Source organism: Micromonospora pattaloongensis (genome assembly GCF_900107255.1).
Classification (GTDB): domain Bacteria; phylum Actinomycetota; class Actinomycetes; order Mycobacteriales; family Micromonosporaceae; genus Micromonospora_I; species Micromonospora_I pattaloongensis.
This window is the reverse complement of record NZ_FNPH01000004.1, coordinates 264,544-289,082: the sequence shown is the minus strand read 5'-3', so window position 1 is coordinate 289,082 and position 24,539 is coordinate 264,544. Positions and strand designations below refer to the sequence as shown.

23 protein-coding genes are annotated in these 24,539 nt (G+C 73.0%); 15 read left to right on the top strand and 8 right to left on the bottom strand.

Annotation, left to right across the window (positions count from 1 at the left end; genetic code table 11):
• Positions 1–90 precede the first annotated feature (90 nt).
• The 5 genes from BLW47_RS13690 to BLW47_RS13670 all read left to right on the top strand — a co-directional run bounded on the left by BLW47_RS13690 (position 91) and on the right by BLW47_RS13670 (position 6,370).
• Positions 91–696, top strand: a complete 606-nt coding sequence (locus tag BLW47_RS13690) for a hypothetical protein (protein ID WP_245736627.1) — start codon at positions 91–93, stop codon at positions 694–696.
• Position 697: 1 nt separating this feature from the next.
• Positions 698–1,198 carry a hypothetical protein gene (locus BLW47_RS13685; protein WP_091556276.1) on the top strand — a complete coding sequence of 167 codons (501 nt, stop codon included), beginning with the start codon at positions 698–700 and terminating at the stop codon, positions 1,196–1,198.
• 122 nt (positions 1,199–1,320) lie between these two features.
• Entirely contained in the window at positions 1,321–1,776 is a 456-nt protein-coding gene (locus tag BLW47_RS13680) for a YbhB/YbcL family Raf kinase inhibitor-like protein (protein WP_091556274.1), read from the top strand.
• Between the two features lie 95 nt (positions 1,777–1,871).
• Complete coding sequence (locus BLW47_RS13675; protein ID WP_091556271.1) at positions 1,872–4,013, top strand: methyl-accepting chemotaxis protein; 2,142 nt, start codon at positions 1,872–1,874, stop codon at positions 4,011–4,013.
• Between the two features lie 104 nt (positions 4,014–4,117).
• Positions 4,118–6,370 (top strand): WD40/YVTN/BNR-like repeat-containing protein, encoded by a 2,253-nt coding sequence (locus BLW47_RS13670; protein WP_139307290.1) that lies wholly within the window; start codon positions 4,118–4,120, stop codon positions 6,368–6,370.
• Positions 6,371–6,409: 39 nt separating this feature from the next.
• Here BLW47_RS13670 and BLW47_RS13665 read toward each other — a convergent pair whose 3' ends face one another.
• On the bottom strand, positions 6,410–7,201 hold the full coding sequence (locus BLW47_RS13665) for a DUF2785 domain-containing protein (protein WP_091556269.1): 792 nt from the start codon (positions 7,199–7,201) through the stop codon (positions 6,410–6,412).
• Between the two features lie 126 nt (positions 7,202–7,327).
• On the opposite strand from BLW47_RS13665, the gene BLW47_RS13660 reads away from it, so the two are divergent.
• Together BLW47_RS13660 and BLW47_RS13655 are read left to right on the top strand one after the other, a co-directional pair.
• Positions 7,328–7,564, top strand: coding sequence for a hypothetical protein (locus BLW47_RS13660; RefSeq protein ID WP_091556267.1), 237 nt, complete (start codon positions 7,328–7,330; stop codon positions 7,562–7,564).
• Positions 7,565–7,625: 61 nt separating this feature from the next.
• Positions 7,626–8,390 carry a DUF427 domain-containing protein gene (locus tag BLW47_RS13655; RefSeq protein WP_091556265.1) on the top strand — a complete coding sequence of 255 codons (765 nt, stop codon included), beginning with the start codon at positions 7,626–7,628 and terminating at the stop codon, positions 8,388–8,390.
• Positions 8,391–8,409: 19 nt separating this feature from the next.
• Here BLW47_RS13655 and BLW47_RS13650 read toward each other — a convergent pair whose 3' ends face one another.
• The gene (locus BLW47_RS13650) at positions 8,410–10,026 is read right to left on the bottom strand and encodes a methyl-accepting chemotaxis protein (RefSeq protein WP_091556263.1); all 1,617 of its coding nucleotides are present in this window, start codon (positions 10,024–10,026) and stop codon (positions 8,410–8,412) included.
• 266 nt (positions 10,027–10,292) lie between these two features.
• Here BLW47_RS13650 and BLW47_RS13645 point away from each other — a divergent pair, with 266 nt between their 5' ends.
• The 7 genes from BLW47_RS13645 to BLW47_RS13615 all read left to right on the top strand — a co-directional run bounded on the left by BLW47_RS13645 (position 10,293) and on the right by BLW47_RS13615 (position 17,387).
• A complete protein-coding gene (locus BLW47_RS13645; protein ID WP_091556772.1) occupies positions 10,293–11,006 on the top strand; it encodes an ABC transporter permease in 714 nt (237 codons plus the stop codon).
• A 16-nt stretch (positions 11,007–11,022) separates the two neighbouring features.
• The gene (locus BLW47_RS13640) at positions 11,023–12,243 is read left to right on the top strand and encodes an ATP-binding cassette domain-containing protein (RefSeq protein WP_091556260.1); all 1,221 of its coding nucleotides are present in this window, start codon (positions 11,023–11,025) and stop codon (positions 12,241–12,243) included.
• On the top strand, positions 12,240–13,028 hold the full coding sequence (locus tag BLW47_RS13635) for an ABC transporter permease (protein WP_245736626.1): 789 nt from the start codon (positions 12,240–12,242) through the stop codon (positions 13,026–13,028). Before BLW47_RS13640 ends, BLW47_RS13635 begins: the two co-directional genes overlap by 4 nt.
• A 60-nt stretch (positions 13,029–13,088) precedes the next feature.
• Positions 13,089–14,084 carry a glycine betaine ABC transporter substrate-binding protein gene (locus BLW47_RS13630; RefSeq protein WP_245736625.1) on the top strand — a complete coding sequence of 332 codons (996 nt, stop codon included), beginning with the start codon at positions 13,089–13,091 and terminating at the stop codon, positions 14,082–14,084.
• An 82-nt stretch (positions 14,085–14,166) separates the two neighbouring features.
• Positions 14,167–15,660: a glycosyltransferase family 39 protein gene (locus BLW47_RS13625; protein WP_245736624.1), complete on the top strand. Its 1,494-nt coding sequence runs from the start codon at positions 14,167–14,169 to the stop codon at positions 15,658–15,660.
• A 245-nt stretch (positions 15,661–15,905) separates the two neighbouring features.
• On the top strand, positions 15,906–16,928 hold the full coding sequence (locus BLW47_RS13620; RefSeq protein WP_175543624.1) for a mechanosensitive ion channel family protein: 1,023 nt from the start codon (positions 15,906–15,908) through the stop codon (positions 16,926–16,928).
• Positions 16,929–16,961: 33 nt separating this feature from the next.
• Positions 16,962–17,387 (top strand): YchJ family protein, encoded by a 426-nt coding sequence (locus BLW47_RS13615; protein WP_091556766.1) that lies wholly within the window; start codon positions 16,962–16,964, stop codon positions 17,385–17,387.
• A gap of 6 nt (positions 17,388–17,393) precedes the next feature.
• Here the strand turns inward: BLW47_RS13615 and BLW47_RS13610 are convergent, their stop codons facing one another.
• Positions 17,394–18,161, bottom strand: coding sequence for a TIGR03089 family protein (locus BLW47_RS13610; RefSeq protein ID WP_091556255.1), 768 nt, complete (start codon positions 18,159–18,161; stop codon positions 17,394–17,396).
• Between the two features lie 396 nt (positions 18,162–18,557).
• On the opposite strand from BLW47_RS13610, the gene BLW47_RS13605 reads away from it, so the two are divergent.
• Complete coding sequence (locus BLW47_RS13605) at positions 18,558–19,571, top strand: LysR family transcriptional regulator (RefSeq protein WP_091556253.1); 1,014 nt, start codon at positions 18,558–18,560, stop codon at positions 19,569–19,571.
• Here BLW47_RS13605 and BLW47_RS13600 read toward each other — a convergent pair.
• From BLW47_RS13600 to BLW47_RS13580, 5 genes are read right to left on the bottom strand one after another with little or no spacing between them, the layout of a single operon-like run.
• On the bottom strand, positions 19,454–20,233 hold the full coding sequence (locus BLW47_RS13600; RefSeq protein WP_091556250.1) for a serine hydrolase: 780 nt from the start codon (positions 20,231–20,233) through the stop codon (positions 19,454–19,456). The genes BLW47_RS13605 and BLW47_RS13600 overlap by 118 nt on opposite strands.
• Positions 20,230–21,852 carry an N-acyl-D-amino-acid deacylase family protein gene (locus BLW47_RS13595; protein ID WP_091556248.1) on the bottom strand — a complete coding sequence of 541 codons (1,623 nt, stop codon included), beginning with the start codon at positions 21,850–21,852 and terminating at the stop codon, positions 20,230–20,232. Before BLW47_RS13595 ends, BLW47_RS13600 begins: the two co-directional genes overlap by 4 nt.
• The gene (locus tag BLW47_RS13590; protein WP_281247265.1) at positions 21,852–22,616 is read right to left on the bottom strand and encodes an amino acid ABC transporter ATP-binding protein; all 765 of its coding nucleotides are present in this window, start codon (positions 22,614–22,616) and stop codon (positions 21,852–21,854) included. Before BLW47_RS13590 ends, BLW47_RS13595 begins: the two co-directional genes overlap by 1 nt.
• Positions 22,613–23,560: an amino acid ABC transporter permease gene (locus BLW47_RS13585; RefSeq protein WP_091556246.1), complete on the bottom strand. Its 948-nt coding sequence runs from the start codon at positions 23,558–23,560 to the stop codon at positions 22,613–22,615. Before BLW47_RS13585 ends, BLW47_RS13590 begins: the two co-directional genes overlap by 4 nt.
• Before the next feature lie 2 nt (positions 23,561–23,562).
• Entirely contained in the window at positions 23,563–24,450 is an 888-nt protein-coding gene (locus BLW47_RS13580) for an ABC transporter substrate-binding protein (protein ID WP_091556243.1), read from the bottom strand.
• Positions 24,451–24,539 lie beyond the last annotated feature (89 nt).

Genomic DNA, 24,539 nt, shown 5'->3' with positions numbered 1-24,539 from the left:
CGGAGGTGCGTGGTGAGCAACCGGACGAAGGCGGCGCGCGGGGGCAGGGCATCAGCGCGGACGCGGCCCGGGTTCCGGCGGCTTGGGCCGGTGGCCCTGGCGTTGCTGGTCGGGGCGCTGATCGGCGGACTGATCGGCGCCGCCCTCGCCGACGACTCCTCCCCCACCGCCGACCGCGTCGCCGAGCTGAAGGCCGCCGAGGCGCGCCGGGACGCGCAGCAGATCGTCGACCTCACCGGGCAGGCACGGCGTACCCAGCAGAGCCTGCTGCCGGTGCTCGACGGCCTGGCGGCCGCGCTGCCACCGGGCGCCACGGCACCCGGACCGACCGCCACGGACGCCGCGGTCACGGGTTGGGCGACCACGACCGACAAGGCGGTCGAGGAGTTCGCGGACCCGCCCTCCGGCGGCACGGCCGTCAACATCGCCCGCTCCGGGCTCACCGCCGCGCTGCGGCAACTCGACCTCGCCGTCGACACCTACACCGCGGCGCTCGCCGCCCCGCCGGCAGACCGGCCCGCACTGCTCGGCCTGGCCGGCCGGCAGCGCGACGCGGCCGTCGCCACCTGGTCGGTGGCCGCCACCCAGCTCGACGTGCTCAACGTCGACGCCGGTCACGGCCACGCCCACGTCTTCCTGCCCGCGGTGCCCGGGCAGGGCGCGCTCACCGCCGACGGCGCCCACGAAGGAGAATGAGATGCGCGCACTGCGAGCCGTCCTGGCCCTGGTGGCGGCCCTGGCGCTGCTGCTGTTGCCGGCCTCGCCGGCCACCGCGCACGAGGGGATCAAGCTCGACGTCGCCGGGGACGGCGCGACCGGCGTGTCCGCGCGGGCGACGTACCGCGACGGGCACCCGGTCGAGGACGTGGTGCTGCGGCTCGTGCTCACGGCGACCGGCGACGACGGCCGCTCCGTCGGGCCGATCCAGCTCAACCCCGCCAGCGAGGGGCGCGGCTTCTACAGCAGTGGCCCCGTGCTCACGCCGGGGCGCTGGCAGGTCACCGTCACCGCGCCCGCGCCGAACGCCGCGCGCGCGGCCGTCACGGTCGAGGCGCGCGCCGCGCAGTCGGCTCCGCCCGTCACACCCGCGGCGGCCGCCGACGCCGGGTCCACCGGCGGCTGGCTGTGGTGGGTGGTGGCCGCCGCGGCCGTCGTCGCGCTGGCCGGCACCGGCGTGGCGCTCGCCCGGCGGCGCTGAGCCGGCACGCGACCGGCGGCCCCGCCGAGCCGCGCCGTTTCGGCCACCCGGGCCCGGGTACGCCGCCATCGGGGCGGCCGTCGTGCCGTCCGGCAGGCGAACGGAGAGGGAGGCTGAGACGGATGGCTGGTCTGCTGTACCTCCGCAGTGTCGCGTTCAACGACCACGACCTGATGCCCGACCGGATGTCCCGCGACGGGGGCAACGTGTCGCCGCCGCTGGAGTGGGACGGCGTGCCGGCGGACGCCACCGAACTGGTGCTGCTGGTGGAGGACCCGGACGCCGGCCGCACCCCCTCGCTGCACTGGCTCGTGACCGGCATCGACCCGGGCAGCACGGGCATGCCCGAGGGCGCGGTCCCGGCGGGCGGCCGGGAGTGGGTCAACAGCTACGGCGCCACCGGGTGGGGCGGGCCCGACCCGCCGCTCGGCGACGACCCGCACCGCTACTTCTTCCGGCTCTACGCGATCAACCGTCCGCTGGAGCTGCCCGCGCGTCCGCAGGCGCCCGACGTGCACCGGGCCATGGAAACCCGGGAGGTGGCCAGCGGCAACATAGTCGCTACCTTCGGCCGATAACACGGAGTAGTAATTAAATAGCGTTCCGTATAAGAAATGCGTGACAGGACACACCACGGCTCATTCCGGGCGGAGCCCCGCCGACATGGCCGACCATGACGTACTCACGGTTTCGCGGCGGGCTCCAGATCCGGCACAAGCTGCTGGCCCTCGGGATGGGCGGCGTGATCATCACCGCCGTCGTGCTGGTCGGCGTCGGCGCCTGGCAGAGCGACCGCTTCGTGGCGGAGACGCGGGACAGCGTCACCCAGCTCACCGAGGCGGACCTCGATCGCCTGACCGACGACACCGCCCGCCTGGTGCGCGCGGTCGGTGACGGCGTGCAGGAGCGCGTCAACGGCGACATGGGCGTCGCCACCGCGATCCTCGCCCAGCGCGGCGGCCTGCGACTGTCCGACGAGACCGCGACGTGGGTCGCCACCAACCAGCTCACCCAGGCGTCCCAGCGGGTACGGTTGCCGCGGGCGACCGTCGACGGACAGTGGCTCGGGCAGAACCGCGACCCGCGGCGCGCCACGCCCCTCGTCGACGACATCCGGCGGCTCGTCGGCGGCACGGTCACCGTCTTCCAGCGCATGAACGCGGCCGGCGACCTGCTGCGGGTCGCCACGAACGTGAAGTCCAAGGCGGGAACGCGCGCCATCGGCACGTACATCCCGGCGCGCACCGCCGACGGCGCGCCGAACGCCGTGGCACAGGCGATCAGCCAGGGCAAGCCGTACCGCGGTGTCGCGCTGGTCGTGGACACCTGGTACGTCACGGCGTACGACCCGATCAAGGACGGTGCCGGGCGGGTGATCGGCGCGCTCTACGTCGGCGTGCCGCAGGCCGAGGCGATCGAGCCGCTCACCGAGGCGATCGCCGCGACGACGGTGGGCCGACAGGGCTGGGTCTCCGTGCTCGGCACCGGAAGCGGCGACCGGGGGCGCGTCATCGCCGCGACGCAGGCCGACACCGTCGGGCAGACGCTGCTCGACCGGGCCGACGCCGCCGGCGTCACGTACGTGGAGGAGATCGTCGCGGCGGCCCCCGCGATCACCGACGACGCCGCGTGGCTGCGCACGTACCAGCTGCCGGGCGCGAACGGCGCGGGTCCGGCGCCGACGCGCACCGAGGTCGCCTACTACGCCCCCTATCAGTGGGCCATCGTCGTGGGCGGCTACCTCCCCGACTACGAGGCCGCCGTGACGCGGCTGGAGGGCGGACGCCGCTCGATGCTGCTGGCGTTCGCGGTCGCCGGCCTCCTGCTGGCCGTGGCCGGCGCCAGCGCCGCGGCGGTGCAGGCCCGTCGGATCTCCCGTCGGCTCGGCACCGTCACGGGGGCGCTCGACGCGCTCGCCGACCGGAACCTGACCGCCCGGATCGACGTGCGCGGGCGGGACGAGATCGGTCGGATGGGAGACGCGCTGAACACCGCGGTGACCGGGCTGCGGGAGCTGATGTCCGAGGTGACGGCGGCGTCGGCCGAGGTGTCGCGCGCCGCCGACCGGGTCTCCGGGGTGGGCGGCGAGTTGGCCGCCGCCGCCGGGACCGCCGCCGAGCGGGCGGGATCCGCGGCGGTGACCGCCGAGGCGGTGGCCCGCGACGTGCAGACCGTCGCGTCCGGAGCGGAGGAGATGGGCGCCTCGATCGGTGAGATCTCCGGAAACGCGCAGGAGGCCGCCCGGGTCGGCCGGGACGGCGTGGGGCTGACCGCGCAGGCCTCCTCGGTGATCGAGGAGCTGCGGGTCTCCAGCGCGAAGATCGGTGACGTGGTGAAGCTGATCGCGAACATCGCCGAGCAGACCAACCTGCTGGCGCTGAACGCCACCATCGAGGCGGCCCGCGCCGGGGAGGCCGGCAAGGGCTTCGCCGTGGTCGCCGGAGAGGTCAAGGAGCTCGCCCAGGAGACCGCGCGGGCCACCGGGGACGTCACCGCCCGGGTCGCCGCGATCGAGGAGGACACCGCACGCGCCGTGGCGGCGATCGACGCGATCAGCGCGACGATCGGCCGGGTCAACGACTATCAGAACGCGATCGCGGCGGCGGTCGAGGAGCAGGCCGCGACCACGACCGAGATGACCCGCACCATCCACGAGGTCGCCGGCGGCGGGGAGCGCATCGCGCAGAGCGTGAGCGCGGTCAGCACGACCATGGAGACGACCCGCCGGGCGGTGGAGGTGTCGCAGGAGGCCGCCTCCGAACTCAACGGAACCGCCCGGCACCTCACCGGGCTGGTCGGGCGCTTCACCCTATAGGCACTCACATCGAGATAGCTGCATATCGCTATTGACCGGTCCGTCGCGGTGTTCGTAACGTCCGTCCCCATCGGGCACTTCCCTCCACCGTCGAAGGGGACGTCATGGCACGACGACATCGGCTGTCGGTCGCCCTCGCCGCGGTGGTGCTCACCAGCACCACCGCGGCGCTGTCCGCCGCACCCGACGCGACCGCGGTCCCGCCGCGGCCGCCGGACGAGTACCGCCCGGTGCGGGGGCCCTCCGCGCCGGCCGAGTTCCGCTACCACCAGAAGACCGCGCCCGGCGAGGCGCTGCCGCGGCACGCGTACGCGACCGCGGCGCAGGCCGCCCGGCGGCTGCCGACGGTCGGCGGCGCATGGCGGTCGGTCGGCCCGACCAACGTCGGCGGCCGCATCACGTCGCTCGCGCTCGACCCCACACGTCGGGACACGGTGTACGCGGCCGCGGCCAGCGGCGGGGTGTGGGTGAGCCGCGACGCGGGCCGGCGCTTCGAGCCGGCCTGGCCGGCCGACCGGACCCAGGCGATGGGCGCGGTGGCGGTCGCCCCCGACGGCACCGTGTACGCCGGGACCGGCGAGGTCAACCCCGGCGGCGGCAGCATCACGTACGAGGGCACCGGCCTGTACGTCTCGCGGGACCGTGGGCGCACGTGGCGGCTGCTGGGGCTGCACGACTCGGGCGCGATCGGGGCGATCACGATCGATCCGGCCGACCCGAGACGGATCTTCGTGGCGGCCGCCGGGTCGCTGTACAACGCGGGCGGTGACCGGGGCGTCTACCGCTCCACGGACGGCGGCGTGACCTGGCAGCGGGTGCTCGCCGGGGCGACGGCGTTCACCGGGGCGACCGAGGTGCTGCTCGACCCGGCCGACCGCGACCGCCTCTACGCGGTGCTGTGGGACCACCGGCGCGAGCCGGACCTGCGCACGTACGGCGGGGTCGGGTCGGGGGTGTACCGCTCCACCGACGGCGGGACGACGTGGCGGCTGCTCACCGGCGGGCTGCCCGGCGCCGCGGCGGCGGTCGGCCGGATCGGGCTGGCCCAGGCGCGGTCGGACCCCGACCGGCTCTACGCCATCGTCAACTCCACCAGCGGCCCGTTCGAGGGCTTCTACGCCAGCAGCGACGGCGGCGACAACTGGACGCGGCTGCCGGCCGGTCCGGAGCTGACCGAATCGCAGTCCACGTTCGGGTGGTGGTTCGGCAAGGTGTGGGTCGACCCGGCGGATCCGCGGCACGTGCACCTCGCCGGGGTGCCGCTGATGACCACGAAGGACGGCGGGCGGACCTGGTCGGCGGACGCCGCGACCATCCACGTCGACCATCACGCGATGGCGTGGGACCCGCACCGGCCGGGCCGGGTCTACCTCGGCAACGACGGCGGCGTGTACCGCTCCGACGCGAACGGCGACGGCGGCTGGGTGAAGGCGGTGCACGAGCCGTACACCCAGTTCTACAGCGCGGCGATCACGCCGCAGGACGTCACGCGGATCTCCGGCGGGACCCAGGACAACGGTTCGGTGCGGTCCTGGGGCGGCCCGGCGTTCAACGAGTACCTCGGCGGCGACGGCGAGGAGAACCAGATCAACCCGCTGGACAAGGAGAACGTCTACGCCTGCTACCAGTACGGCAACTGCTTCTGGTCGGTCGACGGCGGCGACACGATGACGTACTTCGGCAACCAGGTCGCCGGCGCCCGCCGCAACTGGTTCACGCCCCTGGTCTTCGACCCGCGCGATCCGCGCGTCATGTACTACGGCGCGAACGTGCTCAACCGCTCCACCGACGGGGGCCGGACGTGGAGCGCGATCAGCGGTGATCTGACCGGCGGGCCGGGACGCGATCCGGTCTACACCAACTACGGCACGATCAGCACGGTCGCGCCCGCCGGCGACGGCCGCACGATCTACGTCGGCACCGACGACGGCCGGGTGTGGGTCACCCGCGATCTCGGCGAAACCTGGAGACAGCTGCTCTCCGGGCAGCCGTGGGTCACCCGCGTCGTGGTGGATCCGCACGACGCCGGCCGGATCTACGTGACGCTGTCGGCGTACCGCTCCGGCGGCGTCCGGCCGTACGTGCTGGGGTCGGTCGACGGCGGCCGGCGGTTCGTCGACCTGAGTGGCAACCTGCCGCAGGCGCCGGTCAACGACCTGGTGATCGCGCGCGGGGCGACGCTCTACGCGGCGACCGACCAGGGGGTGTTCGTCAGCCGGACGGGCGGCCGGGCGTGGTCCCGGCTGGGGCGCGGGCTGCCGATGGTGCCGGTCGACGACATCGAGTACGACGCGGGCCACCACCGTCTGGTGGCGGCCACCTTCGGGCGCGGGCTCTACGAGACGCGCGTCAACTGACCGCTTTCGGGGCGGGGCCGCACGGTCCCGCCCCGAAGATCACGAGTGCTGGAAGACCGGGGCGAGCACCTCGGCGAGCCGCCGCTTGACCGCCGCGGCGTGCGGCAGCGGGATCGGCGCGGCGCCGGACGACGGCGGCACCCCGAGGTCGGCCAGGAGGTACAGCATTCGCAGGGTCCGCATCGCGTTCGAGGCGTAGGTCGGGGTGGTGCCGCGCGGCATCGCCCGGAAGTCGGCCGCGATCGGGTCGAGCCAGCCGACCGCCGCCGCCTCGGTCAGCTCCGGCCGCGTCAGGGTCAGCGCGATCGCCCGCGCCAGTCGATCGTCCTCCTGCTCGGCGTAGAGGTAGTCGGTGCGGGCCAGCAGCCGCGCGGCGGCGAGCTCCAGCATCGCCTCGGGCCGCACCCGCGGATGCCGGCCGAAGGCGGCAAGCAGATCGGCGCCGTGCGCGACCGCGTGCAGCCAGCCGAGCACCGGATCGTGACCGCGCAGGTCCTGTTCCGCGGGGTACCAGCGGGTGAACGCGACCAGCCACGCCGGGTCGAAGTCGCCGCGGCCGACGATCATGTCCAGGACCAGCGGGGCGAAGGTGCGTGCCTGGATCTCCGGGTCGGCGAAGCGGGCCGCCATCTGGGCGCCGAGCCGGGCGCGCCGTCCGGCGTCGATCACGTCCCGCTGGATCCAGGTCCGCAACACCACGTAGGGCGCGCCGTCGCGGACCCCCGGGTCCGGGTCGCGCAGCGCCACCGCGAGCTCCGCGACCAACTCGTCGAGCGCGCGGCCGGCGGGCAGTGCGCAGCCCGCCTCGTAGATCTTCTCCCAGTCGGTCACGCCGGCAGCCTAGTCAGCGCCGCGGCCGCCGTTACCAAAGGTCGCGCGGGCGACACGTTGCGGCATCATCGCGCCGGGGCGGGGTAACCGGGGATGACGGCCGCTGGAGAACGACGGGAGGTTCCCATGCAACAGGTTCGACTCACGGCGGTGGAGGAGCTGGTGTTCGTGGCGACCACCGGGCTGGAATCCCGTGGCGAGGTGCCGTACCTGGCGGCGATCGCCCGGGAGACGGGGTTGCCGGAGGAGCAGCTCAATCAGCCGCTGCACGAGCTCACCTCGAAGAACCTGCTGCACCGCGAGGAGAGCCCGCTGGACAACACCGATCTCGGACCACGGTGGTGCACCCAGCAGCGGACGTGACGCGCCGGGAGCCCGATGCCGGGTTCACGCGGCGCGCCAGCCGAGCGCGGAGGAGGAGCCGATGGGTCAGCAGCAGGAGCCGCCGGGGCACGGGCTGTTCCGGGTGGAGACCGGCGCGAAGCGTATCCGCGCCTTCCTCGGCGGGGACGTGGTCGCGGACACCACCCGGCCGCTGCTGGTCTGGGAGGTCCCCTACTACCCGACCTACTACTTCCCGGCCGACGACGTCCATGCCCGGCTCACCGCCACCGGCGCGACGGAGCAGGCGCAGGAGCGCGGGACGGCCGAGGTGCTCGACGTCGCCACCGCGCACGGCACCGCGCCGGGCGCCGGCCGGCGCTTTCCCACCTCGCCGATCGAGGAGCTGCGCGCGGCGGTACGGCTGGAGTGGGGCGCGATGGACGAGTGGATGGAGGAGGACGAGCCGGTCTACACCCATGCGCACAACCCGTACAGCCGCATCGACATCCGGGCCAGCAGCCGCCACGTGCGGGTGGAGTTGGAGGGCGTGACGCTGGCGGACTCGCGTACGCCGAAGGTTCTGTTCGAGACCGGGCTGCCACCCCGGTTCTACCTGCCGTTGCCGCACGTCCGGATGGAGCTGCTGCGCCCCTCGCGGCGGCAGTCGCACTGCGCCTACAAGGGCACCGCCGCGTACTGGTCGGTCGACGTGTACGACCGCAGCTACGACGACATCGCCTGGATCTACCGCACTCCCCTGCCGGAGTGCCAGAAGATCGCCGGGCTGGTGTGCTTCTACAACGAGCGGGTCGACATCCTGGTCGACGCCGAGGTGCAGGCGCGGCCGCACACGCAGTTCACCTGACCTCCCCGGCACCCGGAACTCAGTAGCGGAACCGGCCGACCAGCTCGCGCAGCTCCCCCGCCATCCGGGCCAGGTCACCCGCGGCCTGCCGCGCCTCGGCGACGCCGATGGTGGTGCCGCCGGCCGCGGACGCGACCGCGTCGACGGCGGTGGCGATCTCGCTGGTGCGCCCGACCGCCGCGTCGACGCTGCGGCTCATCTCCCGGCTGGTGGCGCCCTGCTGCTCGACGGCGACCGCGATCGTCCCCTGATGGTCGTTGATCTCCGTGACGACCTCGCGGATCTGCCCGATCGAGCGCACGGCCGCCTCGGTGCTGCCCTGGATGCCCTGGACCCGCGCGGTGATGTCGTCGGTGGCCCGCGCCGTCTCCTGGGCGAGTTCCTTGACCTCGTTGGCGACGACCGCGAAGCCGCGTCCCGCCTCGCCGGCCCGCGCCGCCTCGATGGTGGCGTTGAGGGCGAGCAGGTTCGTCTGCTCGGCGATCGAGGTGATCACCTGGACGACCTTGCCGATCTCCGCGGATGAGACGCCGAGTTCGGCGACGGTCGCGCTGGTGGCCTCGACCGCGGTGACGGCGTCGCCGGCGACCCGCGCGGCGGCCGTGGCGCTCTGCGCGATCTCCCGGATCGCCTCGTCCAGCTCCTGCGAGCCGGCGGCGACCTGCCGCACGTGCCGCGAGACCTCCGTCGCGGCGTCGGAGGCCCGCTCGGCCTGCGCGGCGGTGTCCTGGGCCCCGGCGCTGAGCCGGCCGCTGGTCGTGGAGAGGTCCTCGGAGGCGCGGGAGAGGGCGCCGGCGCTGCTGCTGAGCGCCTCCACGGTCGCGCGCAGCTCCGCCGTCATCTGGTCGACGGCGCGGCCGAGCTGGCCGGTCTCGTCCCGGCTGGTCAGCCCGGTGCGGGCGGTCAGGTCGCCGGCGCCGACGCGGCCGAGCACCGCGATGCTGTGCCGCAGTGGCCGCACCACCGACCGGGTCACCACGATGCTCAGCAGCAGGGACAGCACGACGGCGAGCAGCGCGGCGACGACGATGCCGGTGGTCACGAGCGAGTTGGCCCGGTCGGCCTGCGCGGTGAGCGCCCTGCTGCGGGACGCGACGGAGTCCAGGATCTTGTCAGTGGAGGCGAGCAGGTCGGCCCACCCCACGCTGAGCTCCTCGTTCTGCAGGTCGTACGCCTTCGCCATCGACGCCTTGTCGCCCTTGGCGATGTGGGCGGTCATCTGGTCGTCGTACTCGAAGTAGGACTTCCAGAGCTCGGCCTGGCGGTCCAGCTCCGTCCGCTCGGCGGTCGTCATCGCGCCCCGGTCGATCTCGGAGAGCAGCTTGAACACCGCGTCCTTGGACTTCAGCAGCTCCGCCCGGCTGTACCCCTCCGGTCCGACCGCCTGCGGTCCCCCCAGCACCAGCGCCTCGGAGTAGACGTAGCCCTGCCAGCCGCTGACGTCGGCGTCGAGGTACCGCAACTCCTGGATCTGGTCGCCGAGGGCGTTGAGGCGGACGAGTTCGCGCTGCAGCGAGCGGTGGTGCCGGGTTCCCCAGACACCGCTGGCGGCGACGGCGAGCAGCAGGGCACACACCACGACGAAGGCGGCGCCCAAGCGCGCCCCCACGGACAGGTAGCCGAGACGGTTCCGCATGCCGTTCGAATCGGCCCCGGTCCCGCGCGCCTGAGAAGATGACCATTGAGAGCTTGATCATGTTCGGTCGGCCGGCGCCTGCGCTGCCGGGGCCGGCGGGTGGCCCGGAGCGTGCGCCGTCCCACGATCGTGTGATCCTCACGACGGTTCGCGGGCACGGCGCCCGGGTACCAGAGGCGACCGCGGTCGTCCCCCGGATGGCCGCGACCGCATGCTGCGCCTCCGTGGTGGCGCTTCTGCACTCCGCTGCCATCACGGAGGTGACAATGACGTTCCTCGAATACCTGCAGAGTCGCCGGACCCTGCTGCTGGCACAGACCCTGGAGCACGCCACCATCGTGCTCACCGCCGTCGCGATCGCGACGGTGGTCGGCGTGCTGATCGGTGTGGCCACGTACCGACACCGGCGTGGTCGGGCGATCGCGGTGGCGGTCGCCGCGGCGATCCTGACGATCCCGTCGTTCGCGCTGCTGGGTCTGCTGATCCCGCCGCTGGGTCTGGGCTACGTTCCGCCGCTGATCGCGCTGACGCTGTACGCGGTGCTGCCGATCCTGCGCAACACGGTGGTCGGGCTGACCGAGATCGACCCGGCACTGCGCGAGGCCGCCCGCGGCATCGGGATGGGGCCGCTGCGGCGACTGGCCACCGTGGAGATCCCCCTGGCCTGGCCGGTCATCCTGGCCGGGATCCGGGTCTCCACGCAGATGACGATGGGCATCGCGGCGATCGCCGCGTACGTCGGCGGGCCGGGGCTGGGCCACCAGATCTTCTCCGGCCTGGCCAACCTCGGCGGCGTCAACTCGCTCAACCAGGCGCTGGTCGGCACCCTCGGGGTGGTCATCCTCGCCCTCGCCGTCGATCTCTGCCTGGCGTTGCTCGGTGTGCTCACCCGGCCGGGCCGGGGCGCCCGTTCCGCCGCGCGGAATCCCCGGTCCGCCCCACCGGCCGGCGCCGCGGCCACCGCCGGCACCGCCCACTAATCAGAGAGGTCATGTGATGTCCGACGACGTGATGATCAGCCTCGACCACGTCAGCAAGCGATACCGCGGGCAGAAGGTGCCCGCGGTGGAGAACGTGTCGATGACGATCCACCGGGGTGAGATCGTCGTTCTGGTCGGCCCGTCGGGGTGCGGCAAGACGACGACCATGAAAATGATCAACAGGTTGATCGAGCCGAGCAGCGGCCGTATCACGCTGGACGGCGCCGACGTGACCTCGCTCAACCCCACCGAACTGCGTCGCCGCATCGGCTACGTCATCCAGCAGGGCGGTCTGTTCCCGCACATGAGCGTGGCGACCAACATCGGGATGGTGCCCAGGATGCTCGGCTGGGACCGCCGTCGCATCGACGCGCGCGTCGACGAGCTGCTCGATCTGGTCGGGCTGGAGCCGGGTCAGTTCCGTAACCGGCTTCCGCAACAGCTCTCCGGCGGGCAGCAGCAGCGCGTCGGCGTCGCGCGGGCGTTGGCGGCCGACCCGCCGGTGATGCTCATGGATGAGCCGTTCGGCGCGACCGACCCGCTGACCCGCGAGCACCTGCAGAACGAGTTCCTGCGATTGCAGGAGAAGCTGCAGAAGACCATCGTGTTCGTCACGCACGACTTCGACGAGGCGATCAAGATGGGAAGCCGGATCGCCGTGCTCGGCGAGCGGTCCCGGATCCGGCAGTTCGACACCCCGGAACGGCTGCTCGCCGCGCCCGCCGATGAGACCGTGGCGCAGTTCATCGGCGCCGGCGCCTCGCTCAAGCAGCTCAACCTGCGCCGGGTCGGCTCCATCGCGTACGACGAGGCGCACCTGGTGACGTCGCAGGAATCACCGGCCGCGGTGCTGCGCCACCTGGACGAGTCCGGCGACTGGGCGGTGCTCACCGTCGACGGTGAGCGGCGGCCGCTGCGGTGGGTCGGTCCGCGCGATCTGCGGCCGGAGCGGGACACCCTCGACGGGGTCGGCATCCCCGCGCCGACGGTGGAGCCGCGGGCCACGCTGCGCGACGCGCTCGACGCGATGCTGACCTGCGGCTGCGGAGCCGCGGTGGTGGTCGACGACGCCGGCCGCTACCGCGGCGTGCTGGGCATCGACCGCCTCATGCGGGCGATCACGGAGATGCGCGAGACCGAGCGCAGCCGCGACCGCGGCGTGGCGGAGGCGTCGTACTACCGGCCGCCGATGCCCCGGACGCTGGCGGCCCCCGCCCAGCGCGGGGGCGCACGGTGACCGCGACCGCGCACCGCGGCCGGACCGCCGCCGCCGCGCTCACGCCGCCGTCGCGCTGGCGGACCCTGCTGCGCAGCCACTGGGCGATGCCGGTGGTGCTCGCCGTGACGCTGCTCGCGACGTACCTCTGGATCCGGTCGCGACAGCTCGACGACATCGAACGTCGGTCGCTGAACGCCGACGCCCTCATGCGGATGCTCGGCGAGCACCTGCGGCTCACCGCACTGACCACCGTGGTGGTGGTGACCGTGGCCGTCGGCACGGGCATCCTGCTCACCCGACCCGCGCTGCGGTGGATCGCCCCGGCCGCCACCGCCCTGGCGAACATCGGACAGGCCACCCCGGCGATCGGGCTGCTGGTCCTGCTCAGCATCTGGCTGGGCATCGGCTCCACGACCGCGCTGATCGGGTTGGTCGCGTACGCCCTGCTCCCCGTGTTGCAGAACACCATCGTCGGTCTCAACCAGGTCGACCGGAAGCTGGTCGAGGCCGGTCGCGGCATCGGCATGTCGCCGCTCGCCGTCCTGACCCGGGTCGAGCTGCCGCTGGCGCTGCCCGTCATTCTCGCCGGCATCCGGACGGCGCTGGTCCTCGCCGTGGGCGTGGCCACGCTCGCCACGTTCATCAACGCCGGGGGGCTCGGTGAGCTGATCGTCACCGGGATCAAGCTCCAGCGCGCCCCGGTGCTGGTCTGCGGCGCGATCCTCACCGCCGCGCTGGCGCTGCTGCTGGACTGGCTCGGCGGCGTCATCGCCGACCTGTTCCGACCCCGCGGGCTGGGCTGACCGGGCCCGCTCCTGCTCCCCTGCCCGTTCGCACCGCGCCCGCGCGCCAAGGAGGTACCCGTGCCCACCAGAAACCCGCTCACCCGTGTGCTGACCGGTGTCGCGGTCGCCGCCGTGGCGCTCACGTCCGGGTGCTACTCGGTGACCACCGAGAACAGCATCGTCGAGGTGTCCGTCGGCGCGGGATCGATCAAGGAGGACGCGGCGCTGGCGGGCCGGACGATCGCGGTCGGCTCGAAGGACTTCACCGAGTCGATCGTGCTCGGCCACATCACCATGATCGCCCTGCGCGCCGCCGGCGCCGAGGTGACGGACCGGACCAACATCAAGGGCTCGGTGAACAGCCGGAATGCGCTGCTCACCGGGGATATCGACGTGTCGTGGGAATACAGCGGCACCGGTTGGATCAACTATCTCGGCCACACCGACCCGATCCCGGACCCGCGACGACAGTACGAGGCGGTGGCCAGGGAGGACAGGGAGAAGAACCGGGTGGTGTGGGGCGCCCCGGCGCCGGCCAACAACACGTACGCCATCGCGGTGCGCGAGGACAGGGCCAGGGAGTGGAAGCTCGAGACGCTCTCCGACCTGGCCACCTTCGCGGCGAAGAACCCGAGCCGGGCCACGTTCTGCGTGGAGAGCGAATTCGCCGGCCGCAACGACGGCTGGCCCGGCATGAGCAGGGCGTACGGGATGTCGGTGCCGGCCGGCAACGTCAAGACCGTCGACACCGGAGTGGTCTACACCGAGACGGCGAAGGGCGCCGCCTGCAACTTCGGGGAGGTGTTCACCACGGACGGCCGGATCAGCAACCTGAAGCTGCGCACGCTGACCGACGACCGGAGATTCTTCCCCATCTACAACCCGGCGCTGACCGTGAACGGCGACACGGCGGCGAAGTACCCGTCGCTGACGACGCTGCTCGATCCCATCACGGCCAAGCTCGACGACGCCACCCTGCGTCGCCTGAACGAGCAGGTCGACGTGGAGGGTCACCCGGTGGCTCAGGTGACGTTCGACTGGATGAAGGAACAGGGATTCGTCGCCGAGCGGTAGGCCCCGTCCCGTGACCGGCGCCACCGGTCACCACCACGGTCGGTGGCCGGGTCGGCACGCGCGTGCGCGTTACCGTACGCACGTGACGTCCGACTCCCCCCGCCCCGGCCGCCCGCCGATGGCCGCCGGTCCCGTCGTTCTGGTGGCCGGCGCGCTCGCGGTGCTGCTGCTCGCGACCGCGAACGGCTACGGCTACCACCGCGACGAGCTCTACTTCCGGCTGCTCGGGCAGCGACCGGAGTGGGGGTACGTGGACCAACCGCCCGCCACCCCGCTGCTCGCGCGCCTGACGACCGAGCTGTTCGGCGACCACCTGTGGGCGCTGCGGCTGCCGGGTGCGCTCGTCGCCGCCGCCACGGCGATCCTGACCGCGCTGCTCGCCCGCGAGCTGGGCGCCGGCCGCGCCGGGCAGCTCCTCGCCGCGCTCGGCGCCGCCACCGCGTTTCCGCTCGTCTTCGGCCACGTGCTGCTCACCGCCACCCTCGACATGGTCGTCGGGGCCGCGGTCCTGCTCAGCGTCGCCCGGGCGCTGCTCCGCGACGAGCGCTGGTGGCTGGCGGTCGGCGCCCTGGTCGGCGTGGGGCTCTACAACAAGCATCTGATCGTGCTCGCCCTGGCCGCGGTCGGCGTGGCGCTGGTGCTAGTCGGGCCGCGCCGGACCCTGGCGTCGCGCTGGCTGTGGATCGGCGTGGCGATCGCGCTCGCCGTCGGCGCACCCAATCTCGTGTATCAGGCGACGCACGGCTGGCCGCAGCTGGCGATGGCCGAGGCGATCGAACGCAACAAGGGCGCGGAGTCGCGCGCGCTCTTCGTACCGATGCAACTGGTGCTGCTCGGCCCGCTCCTCGCGCCGGTCTGGATCGCCGGGCTGGTCCGTCTGCTGCGCGACCCGGCGCTGCGGCCGGCGCGGGCGCTCGGGGTGGCGTACCCGATTCTCTGCGTTCTGGTGCTGGTCAGCGGCGGGCAGCCGTACTACACGCTGGCGCTCGTGCTGGCGCTCTACGCCGCCGGCTGCGCGCCGACCGTACGGTGGCTGGCCGGCCGCCGGCCGCGCGTGGCGCTGCTCGGCGGCGCGCTGGCGATCAACGCGATCGTGTCCGGGCTGATCGCGCTGCCGCTGCTGCCGGTGCCGGCGCTGGCGAGAACACCGATCCCCGCCGCCAACCAGGCCACCAGCGATCAGGTCGGATGGCCCCGGTACGTCGCCCAGATCGCCGAGGTCTACCACGGGCTGCCGCCGGCCGACCGCGACCGGGCCGTCATCGTCACCGCCAACTACGGCGAGGCCGGCGCGCTCGACCGGTACGGCGACCGCCACGACCTACCCGCCGTCTACAGCGGACACAATGAGCTGTACCACCGGGGCGCGCCGCCGGAGACCGCGTCCGTCGTGGTCGCGGTCGGCTTCCGCGCCGGCCCGGCGCTCGAGGCCGCGTTCGGCTCCTGCGTGGTGGTCCGCGACCTCGACAACGGCGTCGACATCCCGAACGAGGAGCAGGAGCTGAACGTTCGGGTGTGCCGCGACCCGCGCGGGCCGTGGTCGCAGCTGTGGCCGAGGTTCCAGCACTACGACTGACGGTCCGCGCGGGGTCCACCCGGAGTGTCCCCATCCGGTCCGTCGACCGGATGCGTTTCCCCGGGCGGGAGCGATCGTTGAGGTGTTCATCGGGAATTCGATGGGATCGCGATGTCCGATGCCGATGGACACATGACAGGGACCGCGGCGACAGAAGCCGTCGGGCCACGGAATCGTCAGGCCGGGATGCTGTCGCCGCCCCACGCTCCCCGGCGCCGGCAGGCGCGGGCGGGAGCGGGGCGCGGATGATCGCGAACGCTCTTGTCCTCGTCACCGTCACGGCCGGCGCCCTGCTGGTCGGGAAGCTGATCGGGTGGATACTCCTGTGGGCCGCCAAACATTCCCGGCACGAGTTCTATCTGCAGGAAACGAAGCAACGCTGCCAGAACGGCATCAATGCGGTCGCCGTCACGGGCGCGCTGTACTTCGCGCTGCCGGCGACCGCAGGGCCGCTGGCCCGACACGGCCTCCTGCGCCACATCCTGCTGATAGCGCTGATCGCCAGCGTCGGCTGGCTGGTGCTCAAGAAGCTGCGTGCCGCCGAAGAGGCGCTCTTCACCCGCTATCCGGCCGACGTGCCGGAGTTCCGACGCGCCCGACGCGCCCGCACCAAGCTGCAGGTGATCCGCCGGCTCACGGCGATTCTCACCGTCGTGTTCACGGTGGGCGCGGTCCTGATGACCATCCCACAGGTCCGCCAGTTGGGGTCCACGCTGCTGACGTCCGCCGGTCTGCTCGGCATCATCATCAGCATCGCCGGTCAGAGCACGCTCGCACCCGCGGCGGCCGGCATCCAGATCACCTTCTCCGACTCTCTTCGCGTCGACGACATCGTCGTGGTCGACGGCGAGTGGGGACGCATCGAACAGATTCGACTCACGCACGTCGTCCTGCGCGCCTGGGACGATCGCAGACTCATCCTGCCGACCACCTACTTCACCACGAAGTCCTACCAGAACTGGACGCGCTTCGACACGCCGATCCTCGCCACGGTGGAACTGCAACTGGACTACACCGCCCGACTGCAGGACGTGCGCACCGAGACGCAGCGAATCATCGAGATGTCCCCATTCTGGGACCGTCAGCACTGGCAGGTACAGATGATCGACGTCTCCCCGCCGGCGACGACGGTCCGCGTCAGCGTCTCCGCCGCGGACGGCCCGAACGCATGGAACCTCCGGTGCGAACTGCGCGAGGGCCTGATCACGTACCTGCGTGACGTGCACCCGCAGTGGATACCGCGGATCCGCAACGCATACCAGCCGTGAGCGCGCCGCGGCGGCGTCGGCGACAATGTGCGCGTGGCGAAACGCAGTGCCCGCCGGAGCGCGGCCGACGACGCGACCCGGTCCTGCCCGTGCGGGACCGGTGAGGCGTACCGGGAGTGTTGCGGTCGGCTGCACCGCGGGGAGACGACCGCGGCGTCCGCCGAGCAGCTCATGCGGTCGCGGTTCAGCGCGTACGCCGTCGGCGACACCGGCTATCTGCTGCGCAGCTGGCACTCCAGCACGCGCCCGCGACACCTGACCCTCGACCCTCAACAGCGCTGGACGAGGCTGGACATCCTCGACGCGGACCGGGGTGGCCTGTTCGACACGACGGGCACCGTCGAGTTCCGGGCGCACTACCGGGAGACGGGACGCTCCGGCACCTTGCACGAACGCAGCCGCTTCGTCCGCGAAGAGGGCCGGTGGGTCTACCTCGACGCGGCGCCGGGGGCCGGCTGAGCCGGGTCAGAGCACCCGGGTCACCCGCTCGGCGGCCACGCGGGCGTCGACCGCAGCCCTGTCGAGGTTGGCGCAGAGCACCACCGACGCGCCGACGGCCAGCGGCGCCAACAGCCACTTCACCGGGTGCTCGTGGGCGGCGGCGTCAACGAGCAGCCGGTCGCCGGCGCGCAGATCCAGCGTCTCGGCGAGCGCGTGTGCGAGGCTCCCCCACTGGCGGAACGTCGTGCCGTCGACGCTCGCCGCGTCCGTTCGACCGATCATGGCGTACCCCGGAAGGCTGTCCGGGTAGTCGCGGACCTCCGCGACGTAGTCCCGATATCCGGTCGGCACGTCGGCGATCGGGGCACCGCCCGGCGCGAGGCCGAGCACGAACCGGTGACGGGCCTCGGGTACCTCGTCGAGCCAGCTGTCGACCCGGTCCCGCGCGACGAAGGTGGCGTCGAACGGCTCGTCGACGCCAGGGCCCAGCGCCGGCAGGCCGGCGGTCGCCCACCCGCGGAACGACACCGACACGCCGGCGGACCAGGCGCCCAACAGAACCGCCGCGGTCTGCCAGTGCGGCGGCAGCAGGATAGCCGCCCGGCTCCCCGCGCCCAACCCGCAGCCGGCATGCAGCAGCCCGGCGGTCCGCGCCGCCCAGCCGGCCAGCTCGGTCACGGTCAGCTCGGCGCGCTCGCCGGTCGCGTCGTCGTAGTAGGTCACCAGCGGACGGTCCCGCTCGCCGACGGCGCCGGCGAGCAGGGACGGTACGCCGCCGGTGATCGTCTCCATCGGGCTTCCTCCTGGGCACGGCGACATCGGTCGATGCCACCATACCGACCGGCGAGGCCGCGCGGCCGCGGACGGCGAAGCGCGGCATTCAACGATCGCCCGGCCCGGATGCGCGCCGGGCGCACCATCGGACCTGGATGGATGGTCGTCATGGTGTGATGAGCCCGCGTCGGCGGCGTCGTGGGACATCCTTGTGCCGAGCGATATACCCCGGAGTCATAAATATGCCTCAGCGGTATATCGGCCGGAATCATGTTGCCGTCTGGAGCGTCGACGACACCGAAATCATGCCGGGCAAACGCACCGCGGGAACGCGCGTGCGAGAGTGTTGATCCGGGCTGAGCAGCGCCTCGAGGGCTACCACGACGCGCCCCGAGCAGGGAAGGTAGGCCACCGATGTTCAACACCGCACGTCTGCAGGTGGTCCTGGAGATCGCCCGGCACGGCACCATCGTCGCGGCCGCCGAGCAGCTCCGGCTGAGCCCATCGGCGGTCTCCCACCAGCTCGCCACGCTGGAGCAGGAGGCCGGGGTGGCGCTCGTGGACCGGGGTCCGCGCAGCCTGCGGCTCACGGTCGCCGGGCAGCGCCTCGCGGACTACGCGCAGCAGATCGCCGACCTGATGTCGGCGGCGCGCGACGAGCTCTCCGCGCACGGCGAGGGGCGGCGCGGCCTGCTGCGGATCGGCTTCTTCGCCACCGCCGGCGCCGAGCTGCTGCCGCGGGCGCTGTCGCGCTTCACCGACGACTTCCCGCAGGTCGAGCTGGCGCTGATCCTGGGGCAGCCGCACGAGCTGCTGCCCCGGCTCAACCAGGGCGAGCTCGACCTCGTGGTGGTGTTCCAGCATCCGTTGAGCCCGGTGCCGGCGCCACCGTTCGCGACCGTCGAGCCGCTGATGACGGATCCGCAGCTGGTCGTGCTCCCGGCCGACCACCCGCTGGGCGGGCGGCGGCGGCTGCGGCTGGCCGACCTGGCGAACGAGCCGTGGATCACGACGCTCGGGGTGCAGGGCGAGGTGTCGGTACTGGAGCTGGCGGCGCGGACGGAGGGCTTCCAGCCTCGGATCCGGTGCCGCAGCGACCACTACGAGGTGGTGCTGGGTCTGGTGCGGGCCGGCGTCGGCGTGGCGCTGGTGCCGTCGCTGGGGCTGCGCGATCCCGCCGGCGTGGACGTCCGGCAGCTCACACACGCCAAGCTGCACCGGGAGATCGGTGTGGCGCTGCGGCCCGGCAACCCGAACCCGGTGGTCGGCAGCTTCGTCGAGCGGCTGACCGACGCCGCGGCGTCGCTGAGTCAGGAGCTGGCGGCGCGGTGGTCGCCGGCGAGCCGGTCGACCGCGGCCCCCCAGCGGCGCAGCTCGGCCACGGCCGCCCGCTCCGCGCCGGGCGCGAAGGCGCCGATCACGGCGTAGACGACGGTGTGGTGACCCTGGACTATGCCCACGTCGGCGCGGACCCCGGTGTCGGTGCCGGTCTTGTTCAGCACCAGGACCCCGTCGCTGGACCAGGGGTCATGGTCGATGGCGTCGGCGACGAGCCCGCGATCGGTGTTGCGGGCGAGCCATTGCTGCAGCAGCGCGCACGCCGCCGGGCTGTGCCAGGCGCCGGCGGCCACGTCGGCGAGGAAGGCGCAGAGTTCGCGGGCCGTCCCGGTGGCGAAGGCCGGTGGCGCGTCGGAGCCGCGGACCGCCCGGATCCGGTCGTGCACCGTGGTGTCCCGCAGCCCGGCGCCGCGGGCGAGCTGCTGGACGGCGTCGAGGGTCACGAGCCGGAGCAGCGCGTTGGTGGCGGCGTTGTCGCTGACCGCCGCGACCGCGGTGGCCAGGTCGGCGACGGTGTACGACCGCGGCGACAGCGCGCCGAGCAGGCCGGTGCCGCCGAGCCGCCGGTCCTCGGCGGTCAGCTCGACGGCCTCGTCGGCGGCGAGCGTGCCGTCGGCCAGCCGGCGGGCCACCTCGGCCAGCAGCAACACCTTGCCGACGCTGGCCAGCGGCAGCACGAGGTCGGGCTCGGCGGCCAGGCTGCGGTGATCGTCCAGCCGGCGCACCATCGCGCCGACCCGTACGCCGGTCATCGCGACTCCGATCGGACCGGGGCCCGATCCGGGACGGCCAGCACCCGCCCCGGTCGCGCGGCGGTGACCCGGTCGCCGGTCACCACGGTCTCCCCCGCGACGATCACGCAACGGACTCCGAGCGGCGGTGCCAGCGGTTCGTCGTAGGTGGCGCCGTCGGCGACGCGCTGCGGGTCGAAGACGACCAGGTCGGCGGCGTACCCGTCGGCGAGCAGGCCCCGGTCGCGCAGGCCGAAGCGGCGGGCGGGCATGCCGGTCATCTTGTGCACCGCCTCGGCGAGGCTGAGCAGGCCGACGTCGCGGACGTAGTGGCCGAGCACCCGGCTGAAACTGCCCGCCCAGCGCGGGTGCGGGCGGCCCGGCTTGGGCACCCCGTCGGAGCAGAGCATGGTCAGCGGGCTGGCCAGCACCCGGCGGACGTCGTCCTCGTGCATCGAGTGGCTGAGGATGGTGACGTCGCCGCGTTCGGCGACGAGCAGCGCGCAGGCGTAGTCGACCGGGTCGGTGCCCGCGGCGGCGGCGAGATCGGCGATGGTCTGCCCCTGGATGGGCGGGCTGTTCGGGGCGGACGCGACGCGGATCAGGTCCCAGCCGCCGTTGCCGACGGTGTTCTCCCAGCCGGGCACGCCGGCGGTGATGTCGGCGCGGATCCGGTCCCGGACGGCCGGGTCGGCGACGGCGGCGAGCATCGCCGGCACCCCGTCGGCGATCACCCACGGCGGCAGCATCGCGTGCAGCGCCGTGCTGCCGGCGGTGTACGGGTAGACGTCGCAGGCGACGTCGAGCCCGGCGGCGCGCACGGCCTCCAGCCGGGCGAGCGTACGGACGGTGGCGCCCCACGCCCGGCGGCCGGCGGTCTTGTGGTGCGAGACCTGCAGCGCCGCCCCCGCCGCGGTGGCGATCTCGATCGCCTCCTCCAGCGCCGACTCCACCCGGGACATCTCGTCGCGCAGGTGGGTGACGTACGGCTTGCCGTGCGCGGCAGCGACCCGGGCCAGTGCGATCACCTCGTCGGTGCTCGCGTTGACGCCGGGCGAGTAGATCAGCCCGGTGGAGAGTCCGGCCGCGCCGGCGGTCAGCGCCGCGTCGAGCAGCGCGCACATCCGCGCCAGCTCGTCGGGGGTGGCCGGCCGCTGGGCGAAACCGACGACGGCGGCGCGCAGCGTGCCGTGCCCGACCAGGGCGGCGAGGTGGTTGCGCCGGCCCGACCCCTGGGCGGCGGCGAACTCGGCGAACGACGGGTACGCCGCCGCGGGCGGGCCGAAGGTGGCGGCGATGAGCTCCCGGACCGGGCCGTCACGTTCGGGCGGGACCGGGAACGGACTGATCCCGCAGTTGCCGCAGATCTCGGTGGTGACGCCCTGCCGGAGCGGCGCCAGCCGCAGCGCCTCGCGCCCCGGATCGTCGCCGGCGAGCAGGTCGGAGTGGGTGTGCACGTCGATGAAGCCGGGGGCGACGGTCAGGCCGGCGGCGTCGATCACCTCGGTGGCCGGGACGCCGCTGCGCGGCGGCAGCAGCACCAGCCGCCCGTCCCGTACGCCGACGTCGGCGGGCCGGGGCGGCTCCCCGGTGCCGTCGAGCACGTCGCCGCCGGTGACCAGCAGGTCGAGCCGGCTCATCAGAGGACCTTGGAGAGGAAGGCGCGGGTGCGGTCGTGGCGCGGCGCGCCGAGCACCTCCCGCGGCGGACCCTGCTCGATGATCAGGCCCTCGTCCATGAAGACGAGATGGTCACCGACCTCGCGGGCGAAGCCCATCTCGTGGGTCACCACGATCATCGTCATGCCGGTGGCGGCGAGGTCCTTCATCACCGCCAGCACCTCGCCGACGAGCTCGGGGTCGAGCGCGGAGGTCGGCTCGTCGAAGAGCATCAGCTTCGGTTCCATCGCCAGGGACCGGGCGATGGCGACGCGCTGCTGCTGCCCGCCGGAGAGCTGGGCCGGGTAGTGCTGGGCGCGGTCGGCGAGCCCGACCCGGTCGAGCAGCTCGGCGGCGCGCCGACGGGCGTCGGCGGCCCCGATGCCCTTGACCGCGACCAGCCCCTCCATCACGTTCTCCAGCGCCGTGCGGTGCGGAAAGAGGTGGAAGCGCTGGAAGACCATGCCGATCGACTCGCGCTGGCGGCGCAGCCGGGCGTCCGACAGGGGCCGCAGTGTGCCGCCCCGCTCCTCGTAGCCGATCAGCTCGCCGTCGACGTACACCCGGCCGCTCTGCGGCTCCTCGAGGTGGTTGAGGCAGCGCAGCAGCGTGGACTTGCCGGAGCCGGAGGGGCCGACCACGCAGACAACCTGACCGCGTGCGATGGTCAGGTCGATGCCGCGCAGCACCTCGATCCGGCCGAAGCTCTTGCGCAGCGCCCGGCACTGCACCATCGGCGCGGTCATCGGGCGAGCCCGGAGAAGCGCAGGTTGCGGCCGATCCGGCCGCGCAGCGTGTCCGGCACGGTGCCGCCGAAACCGCGGCTGAACCGGCGCTCCAGGAAGTACTGCCCGATGCTGGCCACGGTGGTGAGGACCAGGTACCAGATGGAGGCGACGATGAGCAGCGCGATCACCTCGAAGTTGGTCAGGTAGAGCCGCTGGGCGACGGTGAGCAGGTCGGCGCCGGCGATCACCGAGACGAGCGAGGTGGTCTTCAGCATGGAGATGAACTGGTTGCCGGTGGGCGGCACGATGATCCGCATCGCCTGGGGCAGCACCACACGCCGCATGATCTTCGCGCGGGACATGCCGAGCGCGGCGGCGGCCTCCTGCTGGCCGGGGTCGACGGCGCGCAGCCCGGCGCGGACGATCTCGCTCATGTAGGCGCCCTCGTTGATGCTGAGCCCGAGCAGCGCCGCGACGAAGCCGGTGACCAGGGCGTTCGTCTCCCAGGTGACCAGCTTCGGGCCGTCGAACGGCACGCCGAGCCCGATCTCGGGGAAGATCAGCGCGATGTTGAACCAGAAGATCAGCTGGACCAGCAGCGGCGTGCCGCGGAAGAACCAGACGTACGCCATCGCGCCGGTGCGCAGCATCCGGCTGTCGGAGACCTGCATCAGCGCGACGATCACGCCGAGGATCACGCCGATCACCATCGAGGCGACGGTGAGCTGGATGGTGACCCAGAGCCCGTCCAGGATGACGTCGTCGAACTGGTAGGCGACGACGACGTCCCAGTGCAGGTTGGGGTTGACCGCGATGGTCCAGCCGAGCCAGATCAGGACCAGGGCGGTCAGCCCGGCGGCGGCCCAGCGGCCGGGCCGCAGCGGGTGGCTGATCCGGTTGGTCTCCGGCGTGTCAGCGCCGGCGGGCCCGGCCGAGGCCGGGCCCGCGTCGGTGGTACCCATGCTCACTTCTGGTCGTTGACGGTGGCCGTCTTGACGCCGCTGCCCTCGACGCCCCACTTCTGCAGGAGCTTGGCGTACTCGCCGGAGTCGATCAGCTCCTGGAGCGCCCGCTGGACCGCGTCCCGCAGCTGGCTGTCCTTCTTGTCGATCGCGATGCCCCACGGGCCGGCCTCGTACTGGGCCTCCAGCACCTCGTACTTGCCGCTCTCGCTGGCGAGCAGCTTGGCGACCGGGTAGTCGACGATGGTGGCGACGGCCCGGCCGGCGTCGATCTGCAGCAGGCCGGTCGGGGCGTCCTCGCTCTGCGAGATCGTCATCTTCTTGGCGCACGAGGCGTTCTGCTTCTCACCGATGGCGAGGTTGGAGCTGCCCTTGGCGAGCACCACGGCGCGGCCGCAGAGGTCGGCGAGGTCCTTGACCCCGGCCGGGTTGCCCTTGGCCACCATGATCGCGCCACCGGCCTGGAAGTAGTCGACGAAGTCGACGGCCTTGCGCCGCTCCTCGGTGTCGCTCATCGAGGACATCGCCAGGTCCCAGCGGTCGGCCTGCAGGCCGGGGATCAGGCCGGGGAAGCTGGCGTTGGTCATCTCCAGCTTCAGGCCGAGCCGCCCGGCGATCGCCGCGGCCAGCTCGGGGTCGACGCCGATCAGCTCCTGGGTGCCCTTCTTGTACATCTCCATCGGCGGGTAGCCCTCGGCCGTGGCGACCCGGAGCACACCCTTCTCTTTGAGCGCCGCCGGCACCAGGTCGGCGGCGCTGGCGCCGGCGGCGGCTGACGTGGAGCCGGCGGACTGGGGCGCCTGGCCGCTCGTCGAGCGCCCGCAGCCGGTGACGGCTAGCGAGAGCGCGGCGAAACCGACGACGACGCGAAGGACATGCTTCCTGAGCACCGCAAACCTCCTGGCTGGACCACTGGCGGGCACCCTATCGGGGATTCCACAGCATGAACAGCCTGGGCGCTTCCGATGGTGAGCATCGT